The sequence below is a fragment of the Arcicella sp. GW458-12-2-14-TSB2 genome, from assembly GCF_059423785.1.
This window is the reverse complement of the sequence record NZ_JBWKYN010000185.1, coordinates 1-11,803: the sequence shown is the minus strand read 5'-3', so window position 1 is coordinate 11,803 and position 11,803 is coordinate 1. Positions and strand designations below refer to the sequence as shown.

General features: G+C 37.5%; 8 protein-coding genes. 7 read left to right on the top strand and 1 reads right to left on the bottom strand.

Going from position 1 to position 11,803, the window contains the following annotated elements:
- The first annotated feature begins 269 nt into the window (after positions 1-269).
- From AC07XN_RS20370 to AC07XN_RS20340, 7 genes are all read left to right on the top strand, one after another.
- The gene (locus AC07XN_RS20370; protein WP_309916246.1) at positions 270-971 is read left to right on the top strand and encodes an NUDIX hydrolase; all 702 of its coding nucleotides are present in this window, start codon (positions 270-272) and stop codon (positions 969-971) included.
- Between the two features lie 117 nt (positions 972-1,088).
- Entirely contained in the window at positions 1,089-2,735 is a 1,647-nt protein-coding gene (locus tag AC07XN_RS20365) for a ribulokinase (protein WP_494744373.1), read from the top strand.
- Between the two features lie 202 nt (positions 2,736-2,937).
- Positions 2,938-3,636 carry an L-ribulose-5-phosphate 4-epimerase gene (locus AC07XN_RS20360; protein ID WP_494744372.1) on the top strand — a complete coding sequence of 233 codons (699 nt, stop codon included), beginning with the start codon at positions 2,938-2,940 and terminating at the stop codon, positions 3,634-3,636.
- A gap of 133 nt (positions 3,637-3,769) precedes the next feature.
- Positions 3,770-5,314, top strand: a complete 1,545-nt coding sequence (locus AC07XN_RS20355) for an alpha-N-arabinofuranosidase (protein ID WP_494744371.1) — start codon at positions 3,770-3,772, stop codon at positions 5,312-5,314.
- Between the two features lie 48 nt (positions 5,315-5,362).
- Positions 5,363-6,856, top strand: coding sequence for an L-arabinose isomerase (gene araA, locus AC07XN_RS20350; RefSeq protein ID WP_494744370.1), 1,494 nt, complete (start codon positions 5,363-5,365; stop codon positions 6,854-6,856).
- Positions 6,857-7,014: 158 nt separating this feature from the next.
- Positions 7,015-7,674 (top strand): fructose-6-phosphate aldolase, encoded by a 660-nt coding sequence (fsa, locus tag AC07XN_RS20345; RefSeq protein WP_309916233.1) that lies wholly within the window; start codon positions 7,015-7,017, stop codon positions 7,672-7,674.
- Between the two features lie 410 nt (positions 7,675-8,084).
- A complete protein-coding gene (locus AC07XN_RS20340; RefSeq protein WP_494744369.1) occupies positions 8,085-9,236 on the top strand; it encodes an aldose epimerase family protein in 1,152 nt (383 codons plus the stop codon).
- A gap of 259 nt (positions 9,237-9,495) precedes the next feature.
- On the opposite strand, the gene katG is transcribed toward AC07XN_RS20340, so the two are convergent.
- The gene (katG, locus tag AC07XN_RS20335; protein ID WP_494744368.1) at positions 9,496-11,730 is read right to left on the bottom strand and encodes a catalase/peroxidase HPI; all 2,235 of its coding nucleotides are present in this window, start codon (positions 11,728-11,730) and stop codon (positions 9,496-9,498) included.
- Positions 11,731-11,803 lie beyond the last annotated feature (73 nt).

The following is an 11,803-nucleotide window of genomic DNA, read 5'->3' as shown; positions in this document are numbered from 1 at the left end:
GATAAAACCATTGATGAAAATCAAAAATTTTTAAAGGTTTAGTCCTTTAGGCTTAAATAAAAGTTACTCCATAAAATCTCTTTGTGTATCAAGCGTTTATTACAAACATTGATAGATGAAGAGATTTTCTTTTGTCCACAAAAAAAAGTTTTAATCATAATTTTTTATAAATCAATTTCTTAACTTTAAGAAATTATTTTCTTTTTAAAAGAATTTGTTGTATTAATTAAATTGTGTTACATTTACACAATCTATTTAATACAACAGAAATGCTTCTAAAATACACACATGATACAAGGATTCTCTTAGCCATCGACTGCATAATTTTCGGCTTTGATGGTGAAGAATTAAAATTACTCTTGATTAAACGAAACTTTGAACCTGAAAAAGGGAAATGGTCGTTGATGGGAGGATTTTTAAATGAAACTGAAGATTTAGAAGAAGGAGCAAAAAGAGTATTGAATGAATTAACAGGGCTTGAAAATGTATACATGGAACAACTCCATGCTTTTGGGGAAATTACCCGTGACCCAGTAGAGCGTACTGTTTCTGTTAGTTTTTTTGCTTTGATTAATATCCACGCTCACGATTCTGAGCTATCACGTTCGATGAATGGATATTGGTTCAATTTTAAAGACAAACCTGATTTAATTTTTGATCATAACAAAATGGTGAATATGGCGCTTTCACAGTTACGCTACAAAGCCGCTTTACATCCTTTAGGTTTTGAACTATTACCTGAAAAATTCACGATTCCTCAATTACAAAAACTATATGAGGCCATCTATGATATGAATCTTGATCGTAGGAATTTTAGCAGAAAAATCATTTCAACAGGTTTGTTAATTGATACAGGTGAGAAAAATGAAAATTCTGCCACCAAAAAAGCTATGCTTTATCAGCTCGACGCCGAAAAATATAAAAACAATTTCAACGATTTTCACAACTTTATTTCTGATTTTAAATGGTAAAATGATTTGAAAAATTCACGATTTGCTTCAATCATGTTATCTATTTACCTCATAAATATATTTTTTAATAACTTTTATTACAATTGTGTCATGATGACACGAAAAATTATTTAACCAATGAAAAACCAATACGTCATCGGTGTTGATTATGGAACAGACTCTGTTCGTTCGGTATTAATTGATACTTCAAACGGTAAAGAAATTAGCCAATCTGTTTTTTATTATCCAAGATGGAAAGCTGGAAAATATTGTATTCCAGCTAAAAACCAGTTCCGCCAACACCCTTTAGACTACCTTGAAGGGTTGGAAAGTACCATCAAAGATTGTTTAGCAAAAGCCCCATCTGTAAATCCATCATCAGTAAAAGGTATTTCAGTGGATACCACAGGCTCTACTCCTGTTGCGGTTGACAAATCTGGTACCCCATTGGCATTAACAGCTGGGTTTGAAGAAAATCCAAATGCGATGTTTGTGCTTTGGAAAGACCATACTTCTGTCAACGAAGCGGCTGAAATCAATCAGGTTTCTCGTACTTGGGGTGGTATTGACTACACTCAGTTTGAAGGTGGAATTTATTCTTCGGAGTGGTTTTGGGCAAAAATTTTACACATTACGCGTCAAGACGATAGCATTGCAACATCTGCCTATTCATGGATGGAACATTGTGACTGGATTCCTGCGGTATTAATTGGTAGTGATGATGTTGATGCTGTAAAGAGAAGTCGTTGTGCGGCAGGGCATAAGGCCATGTGGCATGAATCATGGGGAGGTTTGCCTTCTGAAGAATATTTAGGAAAATTTGATAGTCGTTTGGCAGCATTGCGTTCACGACTATTTGAAGACACTTATACAGCCGATGTTTCAATGGGCAATTTATGCCAAGCTTGGGCTGATAAATTAGGATTAACTACTGATACTATCATTTCTGTAGGAACTTTTGATGCACACGCTGGTGCAGTGGGTGTTGAGATTGAATCGGCTACTTTGGTAAAAGTAATGGGTACTTCTACTTGCGACATGATGGTTGCTCCTTTTGATGAAATTGGCGACAAATTGGTTCGTGGTATTTGTGGACAGGTAGATGGTTCTATCATTCCTGGAATGTTGGGCTTAGAGGCAGGTCAATCTGCTTTTGGCGACTTATTGGCTTGGTTTAAAAACTTGACAATGTGGTCAGTTCAAAATGCTGATATTGCGCCAGAAATTAAACAACAAATTGAAGATTCTATCATTGTAAGTCTTTCAAAAGCAGCTTCAGCTATTCCTATTTCTGAGAAAAACGTTGTGGCCTTAGACTGGGTAAATGGTAGAAGAACACCTGATGCTAACCAAGCATTGAAAGGGGCTATCATAGGCTTGGGCATGGGTTCTGATGCCCCTGCTATTTTCCGAGCTATGGTCGAGGCTATTTGTTTTGGCTCAAAAGCTATTGTTGATCGTTTTAAAAACGAAGGTGTTGATATCAAACAGATTGTTGGTATGGGTGGTGTAGCTAAAAAATCTGATTTTGTGATGCAAACGCTTGCTGATGTATTAGATATGCCTGTTAAAATTGCTACTTCTGAACAAGCACCTGCTTTGGGTGCTGCTATGTATGCAGCTGTAGCCGCGGGCATTCATCCAGATGTTAACACAGCCGTTTCGGCGATGGGTAATGGTTTTGATAAAACATATTTCCCTATTGCAGAAAACGTGGCTTTATATGCAAAGCTTTATCAAAAATATGAGGCTTTAGGAGCTTTTGTTGAATCGCAGACAGTTTGATTTTGGGACTTTAGGACTTTAAGACGCTAGACACAAGATTTGAAGACTGGAGGACTTTAAGACGCCAGACTGGTAGACTTTAGACGCTAGACACAAGATTTGAAGACTTGAAGATAAAATAAATAAGAAGTAAGATTTTGAGATAGAAGGAATTGTTAGTCTTGTGTATTCAAGACTAACAATTCACAACTTATAATTAATCATGTATCAAGACATTAAACAAGCCTGTTTTGAGGCAAATATGCAACTTCCTAAATTAGGTTTGGTTGTATTTACTTTCGGAAATGTAAGTGTTGTAGATAGAGAAAAAGGTGTTTTTGCTATTAAACCTAGTGGCGTACCTTATGAATCTCTACAGGCTGACCAAATCGTAATTTGCGATTTTGATGCTAAAGTGGTGGAAGGGTCTTTCCGTCCTTCTTCTGACACTAAAACACATGCAGTGTTGTATAAGCATTGGACAGATATCGGTTCTATTGTTCATACGCACTCTACTTATGCTACTTCATTCGCACAGGCTCAGATGGATATTCCTATTTTAGGGACTACTCATGCCGACCATTTGACGGTGGATGTACCGTGCGCTCCCCCTATGAGTGATGAAATGATTAAAGGAGATTACGAATACGAAACGGGTTTCCAAATTATGAATCATTTCGAGAAAAAAGGTTTTTCTTATAAAGAAGTAGAAATGGTGCTTTTGGGAAATCACGCTCCTTTTACATGGGGTAAAAACGCCGAAAAAGCTGTTTATAATGCAGGTGTTTTAGAAGCAGTTGCGCAAATGGCTTACCTTACTTGTACGTTGAACCCACGAGTGAACCGTTTGAAAGATACGCTAATTGAAAAGCATTACGAGCGTAAACACGGCGTAAGTGCCTATTACGGACAAGGATGTTGATGATTGAAGAGTTTTGAGTGTGGAATGTGGAGTAAAATTTAACACTTATACCACACTTACATTCACAACTCACCATTCACTAATTCACAACTAATACAACAATATTATTCCAATTAAATCCTCAAAAAAATCGATGAAAAAACAACTATTGGCAATGGCTTGTTTGGGGCTTTCTTTCATAGGAAATGCTCAAAATACTGCAACATTGCAAGCTGATTCAGGTAAAGTAACGATTAATAAACACATTTATGGGCATTTTGCCGAACATTTAGGTACGTGTATCTACGGCGGTTTTTATGTCGGTGAAAACAATACAAAAATCCCAAATAAAGATGGTGTAAGATTAGACATTATTGATGCGCTTAAAAAATTAAAAATTCCTAACCTACGTTGGCCTGGTGGTTGTTTTGCTGATACTTATCACTGGAAAGATGGTATTGGACCTAAAGCTCAACGCCCAGCGATGGTTAATACTTGGTGGGGTGGTGTTACTGAAGATAATTCTTTTGGTACACACGATTTCTTGAATATGTGCGAGCTATTGGGTACTGAACCATATATTTCAGGTAATGTAGGTAGTGGAACTGTACAAGAATTGAAAGACTGGACTCAGTATATAAACTTGGGTGCTGGAACAAGTCCGATGTCAAAATTGCGTGAGCAAAATGGTCGTGAAAAACCTTGGAATGTTTCAATCTGGGGAGTAGGTAACGAAGCTTGGGGTTGTGGTGGAAATATGACAGCTGAATATTATGCTAACATCTATCGTCAGTATGCTACTTTCATGGCAGGAGCAGATAAAAAAGGACTTTTCAGAGTAGCTTCTGGTGCAAGCGATGCAGATTATAAATGGACAGAAACGTTGATGAAAAACATTCCTCATCAAATGCTTGAAGGTGTAGCTATTCACCATTATTCAGTTTTAAGCTGGGGCGAAGGTAAAAAAACTTCTGCTACAGAATATACGGATAAAGAGTATTTCAAAACAATGCAACAAGCTTTGTTGATGGATGAATTGGTAACAAAACATTCAGCAGTAATGGACAAGTACGACCCTAAAAAGAAAGTTGCTTTAGTAGTTGACGAATGGGGCGGTTGGTATAATGTAGAAAATGGTACAAATCCGGGTTTCTTGTTTCAACAAAATACCATGAGAGATGCCATGATTGCGGGAGCTACGTTGAATATTTTCAATAACCATGCAGACCGAATCAGAATGGCGAATTTAGCACAGGTAGTAAATGTTTTGCAGGCAGTTATCCTTACCAAAGAGGAGAAAATGATCCTCACTCCTACTTACCATGTAATGGAAATGTATAATGTTCACCAAGATGCTACTTTGCTTCCAATCAAAGTAAAATCTAACGATTTTGTATTTGAAGGAGAAAAATTACCAGCGGTTTCCGTTTCGGCTTCAAAAGATGCTAAAGGTTTAACACACATCTCTTTAACAAATGTTGACCCTAAGAATCCTCAAGAAATCACGATTGATTTAAAAGGAGCTAAATACGTTTCGGTTTCAGGAAGAATTTTGGCTGCTGAAAAATTAAGAGACTTCAATTCATTTGAAAATCCTAATAAAATTCAACCAAAGGCATTTTCAGGAGCAACGATTTCGGGTAATCAATTAAAAGTAAAATTACCAGCATTTTCAGTAGCTGTATTGGAATTAAAATAATTATATCACACATAACATTCTGGTGCTTACCAAATTATATTTATTAAAATGATTGACTTAAAACAAAACGAAGTTTGGTTCATTACAGGTAGCCAACATCTTTACGGAGAAGAAACACTTAAACAAGTGGATGAACACTCTAAAATTATTGCTGAAGCCCTCAACAAGTCTTCAAAAATTCCAGTAACTGTTGTATTTAAGCCTGTTTTAAAAACGCCAGAGGAAATATACAATATGGCCATTCAAGCAAACTCTGATGCAAAATGTATCGGTTTGATTTGCTGGATGCACACTTTCTCGCCATCAAAAATGTGGATTAATGGCTTGAAAATTTTACGTAAACCACTTTGTCATTTACATACTCAGTTCAATGCTGAAATTCCGTATGCAGATATCGATATGGACTTTATGAACTTGAACCAATCTGCACATGGTGACCGTGAATTCGGCTTCATCGGGGCTAGAATGGGTATTGCTCGTAAAGTAGTAGTTGGTCACTGGCAAGACGAAGAGGTTCATGAAAGAATCAACGTTTGGAGTAGAGTAGCCTCTGGTTGGAACGATTTACAAGGTGCTAAATTCGCTCGTTTTGGTGATAATATGCGTTTTGTAGCCGTAACAGAAGGCGATAAAGTAGAAGCTGAAATCAAATTTGGATACTCTGTCAATACACACCCTGTAGGTGATTTAGTAGGCATCATCAATTCAGTGAGCGACGCTGCTATTAATGCCCTCATTGAAGAATATGAAGCACAATATACTTTGATGGACTCATTGAAAGTAAATGGTGGTCAAAGAAGTAGTTTAGTTGAAATTGCTAGAATTGAAGCTGGTTTACGTTCATTCCTTACTCAAGGAAACTTCAAAGGTTATACCAATACTTTTGAAGATTTGCACGGAATGGTTCAATTACCGGGTATTGCTTCTCAACGTTTGATGGCTGATGGATACGGTTACGGTGGCGAAGGCGACTGGAAAACGTCTGTATTGGTACGTACCTCTAAGGTAATGGCAGCGGGCTTAGTAGGTGGTACTTCATTTATGGAAGACTATACCTACCACTTCTCGCCAAACAACAACCAAGTATTGGGTTCACACATGTTGGAAATTTGCCCTACCATAGCCTCAGGCAAACCAACTTGCGAAATCCACCCATTAGGTATTGGTGGCAAAGCAGACCCAGTTCGTTTGGTATTCAACTCTCCTGCTGGCCCTGCATTAAATGCTTCAATGGTTGATATGGGCGGACGTTTCCGTTTAATTGTTAACGAAGTAGAGGCTATCGAGCCAGCCGCAGAATTACCAAAATTACCAGTAGCACGTGTATTATGGAAAACTAAGCCTGATTTGAAAACCGCAGCACAAATGTGGATTTTGGCAGGTGGGGCACACCATACTGTTTATTCACAGGCACTTACACAAGAATTCTATGCAGATTTCGCTGAAATCGCAGGTATAGAATACGTATTGATTAATGATAAAACAGATTTGTACCAATTCAAAAATGAATTGCGTTGGAATTCAATGTTTTATAGAAGATAAATAAAATTGGGTTTTTGTATTGGTACCTCTCGTCTGAGAGGTATCAATCTTCTTGAGTTAATAAAAACTTAATGAAGCGTCTGACGGGAAAACCCTTTATTTACTAGTAATTTCAATAATCAATTGATAATCTTGCGAAAGCACTAAAACACAAGCAAATGAAATTTTTTATCGATACAGCCAATCTGGCTGAAATTAAAGAAGCATACGATTTAGGTATTTTAGATGGCGTAACTACTAATCCATCTTTAATGGCTAAAGAAAATATCAGTGGACATGAAAACGTAATCAATCATTACAAAGCAATTTGTGATATTGTTGATGGAGATATTTCTGCGGAGGTAATTGCAACTGATTATGATGGAATGATTGCTGAAGGTCTTGCCTTGGCAGCTCTTCACCCAAATATTGTGGTAAAAATTCCGATGATCAAAGATGGTATCAAAGCTATCAAATATTTTTCAAGCATCGGTATCAAAACCAACTGTACATTAATATTCTCGGCTGGACAAGCATTATTAGCAGCCAAAGCTGGTGCTACTTATGTTTCTCCGTTTGTGGGTCGTTTAGATGATATTTCAATGGACGGTATCAAATTAATCGAGCAAATCAGATTGATTTTTGATAACTATGGTTTTGAAACTGAAATCTTAGCGGCATCTGTTCGTAATCCAATCCATATTTTGAAATGTGCCGAATTGGGTTCAGATGTAGTTACTTGTCCGTTAAGTGCCATTCTTGCTTTATTGAATCATCCATTAACAGATAGCGGTTTGGCTAAATTCTTAGCAGACCATAAGAAATCTGCTGGACTATAAGAATGAGGAGTGCTGAATTGTGAGTGCTGGGTTAGTACTATACGAAGGTTTGTCATTACCTATTTTATTGGTATGATAAAGTATAAAAAAGCACAATATTAATTATAATGTAGCGGCAACTATTGCAGTTGCTACACTTGAAACGGCAACTGCGAGAGTTGCCACTACAATATTCATATCATAATTAAATGCTTCGTAATACTAATACCGAGTTGTAAATATTATCCTCACACTTAATTCAAAACGTCATTAATCTTTAGCAATTAATGACGTTTTTGAATACATTATGAAACAATGAGCATGATGTTTTTACATGATACTTCATAAGTTTGTCAACAGTGTGATTAGCCATCATAATCTTAGTTTGATTTCATAAAAATTAAAAATAAACTCAAAAACAATATTTAACAATGAAAAAACAAGTAAAAACAGCTGCTGTTTTGTTCTTATTAGCTTGTGTTAGTATGACATCTTGCGATACCTCAAAAAAAGAAAACAACAATAATATGATTGAAAAAGTAAGCTTTGGGAAACTCCCAGACGGACAAGAAACAGAACTTTATACCTTGAAAAATGCTGCTGGTATGGAAGTGAAAATTTCAAATTTTGGAGGAACAGTTGTTTCATGGACAGCCCCTAACAAAAAAGGTGAATTTGAAGATGTGATTCTTGGCTGTGATTCAGTTGCTGGCTATGTAAAAGGTGTTCCATATTTCGGGGCTTTAATCGGGAGATATGGCAACAGAATTGCCAATGGTAAATTCACCCTTGAAGGCAAAGCTTATTCTTTAGCACAAAATAATGGCGTAAATGCTTTACACGGTGGATTGAAAGGTTTTGATAAAGTACTTTGGACAGCAACACCAATTGAAGGTGAAGAACCAAGCTTAAAATTGACTTATACTGCCAAAGATGGCGAAGAAGGATATCCAGGCAATTTATCCGTAGAAGTAGTATATACGTTACAAAAAGATAATTCTTTAAAGATTGATTATAAGGCAACTACTGATAAAACAACCGTTATTAACCTAACAAACCATACCTATTTTAACTTGAATGGTAATTTAGATAGCGATATTTTAAGTCATGAAGTAACATTGAATGCAGACAAATTCCTTCCAGTAGATAAAACATTGATTCCTACAGGTGAATTAAAACCAGTAACAGGCAATGTATTCGATTTCTTGAAGTCTAAGAAAATCAGTGCAGGTATCAACGATACGACAGATACACAAATTAAATTTGGAGGAGGTTATGACCACTGTTGGGTGTTAACAGATTCTACTAAAACGTTGAAATCTGCGGCAACAGTTTATGAACCAACGAGTGGTAGAGTATTAGAAGTTTTGACGACTGAACCTGCGATTCAATTCTATACAGGTAATTTCTTGGACGGAACTATCAAAGGTAAAAACGGTATTATTTACAAACACCGTTCAGGCTTATGTCTTGAAACACAGCATTACCCAGATTCGCCAAACCAAGCTGCTTTCCCAAGCACAGTATTAAAACCAAACGAAACGTACCAAACTACTACAGTTTATAAGTTTTCGGTGAAATAGGTTTTTAGCTATCAGCGATTAGCTTTGAGATAAAAACTGCTACAAGATTCCATTTATTGGGGTTTTGTGGCAGTTTTTGTTTTGTGTGGATTCTATATTATTTAAGCGATCAAGCAACAATTTATGCAAGTATTATCTGAACCTTCAATTATACCATTAAACTCAGCACTTAATTGCTACAATTCCCAAGTAAAACAAAAATCCGTTCACTTAGATATTTTAACAATACCTAAATGAACGGATTCTTTATTCATTAAAACTATACTAAATCAAAACGGTCAAGATTCATTACTTTGGTCCATGCAGTTACAAAATCGTGAACGAATTTTTCTTGAGAGTCTGCGAATCCGTACACCTCTGCAATAGCTCTCAATTCTGAGTTTGAGCCAAAGATAAGGTCAACACGCGTACCCGACCATTTAAGTTCGCCTGTAAAACGATTACGTCCTTCAAACACATCTTGATATTCTGAAGTAGCTTTCCAAGTTGTGCCTAAATCTAGTAAATTAACGAAATAGTCGTTAGTAAGCGTTTCCTTACGTTTTGTAAATACTCCGTAATGTGAACCATCAAAATTGGCATTTAGCACCCTTAAACCACCCACCAGCACCGTCATTTCAGGGATAGTTAGCGTCATCAACTGCGCTTTATCAATCAACATTTCTTCTGACGAAGTAGTATAGTGTCCTTTTTTGTAATTACGGAAACCGTCGGCAATTGGCTCAAGAACAGCAAATGATTCTACGTCAGTTTGCTCTTGCGAAGCATCTGTACGTCCAGCTTTGAAAGGAACTGTGATGTCGTAACCAGCATTTTTAGCAGCTTGCTCAACCCCTACAGCTCCCCCCAACACAATTAGGTCGGCTATAGAAACCTTCTTACCGTCTGAAGCAGTATTATTGAACTCAACTTGAATGCTTTCAAGCATTGTTAGTACTTTTTGCAACTGAGCAGGATTGTTAACGTCCCAATCTTTTTGTGGCGCTAAACGAATCCTTGCACCATTAGCACCACCACGTTTATCAGAACCACGGAAGGTAGATGCCGATGCCCAAGCAGTAGAAACTAATTCTGAAACAGATAACCCAGATGCTAAGATTTTACCTTTCAGCGCCACAACATCTTGTTCTTCTATTAGTTTATGTGTTACCGCAGGTACTGGATCTTGCCATATAAGGTCTTCATTTGGTACCTCTGAACCAAGATAAAGCACTTTTGGTCCCATATCACGGTGCGTTAGTTTAAACCAAGCACGTGCAAAGGCATCTGCAAACGCTTCTGGGTTTTCATGGAATCGTCTTGAAATGGGTTCATAGATAGGGTCTACTCTCAAGGAAAGATCTGTCGTAAACATTATTGGGACATGACGTGTATTTGGGTCATGTGCATCTGGCACCGAACCTAAACCACCATTATCTTTCGGCTTCCATTGATGTGCCCCCGCAGGACTTTTGGTAAGTTCCCATTCAAAACCAAATAGATTATTAAAATAATTGTTGCTCCATTGAGTTGGAGTTTGGCTCCAAGCACCTTCCAATCCACTTGTAATGGTAGCACCAGCGTTACCACTGCCGTAGGTGTTTTTCCAGCCAAGTCCTTGTTCCTCTATGCCAGCCGCAGCCGGTTCTGGACCAACATATATACTTGGGTCGGCCGCACCATGTGCTTTACCAAAAGTATGTCCACCAGCTATTAATGCAACAGTTTCTTCATCGTTCATCGCCATTCTACCAAATGTATCACGAATATCACGAGCTGCCGCTAATGGGTCTGGATTTCCGTTAGGGCCTTCTGGGTTTACATAAATAAGCCCCATCTGAACAGCTGCTAACGGGTTCTCTAGTTCACGGTCGCCAGAATAACGTTTGTCATCCAACCATTTGCCTTCTGCACCCCAATATATATCTTCTTCTGGTTCCCAAATATCCTCACGACCACCTCCGAATCCAAAGGTTTTTAAACCCATCGATTCCAAAGCGCAGTTTCCTGTTAATACCATTAAATCTGCCCAAGATATTTTTCTACCATACTTTTGTTTGATTGGCCATAGTAATAATCGCGCCTTATCTAAGTTACCATTGTCTGGCCAACTGTTAAGTGGTGCAAAGCGTTGACTTCCCGAACCAGCACCACCACGACCATCGGCAATACGATATGTACCCGCACTATGCCATGCCATACGAATAAAAAATGGACCGTAATGACCATAATCTGCTGGCCACCAATCTTGCGAAGTAGTCATTAAATCAAAGATTTCTTGTTTCAAAACATTCAAATCGAGTGATTTAAACTCCTCTGCATAATTGAAATCATTCCCCATCGGATTAGACAGTGATGAGTGTTGACGCAAGATATTTAATCTTAACTGATTTGGCCACCAGTCTTGGTTTCTGGTGCCACCGCCAGCACTGTGTTTAACTGGTGCAGTAGCTCCGTGATGGAATGGGCATTTAGCTTCTCCGTTAGACGCGTGATGTGATGAGTGTTGTTCCATTTTTATTCGTTTTGATAATATTGTTTATTAATTGAACTAAAGTTGGTAATTTTTCGCTTTAAAGGCTTTAAAT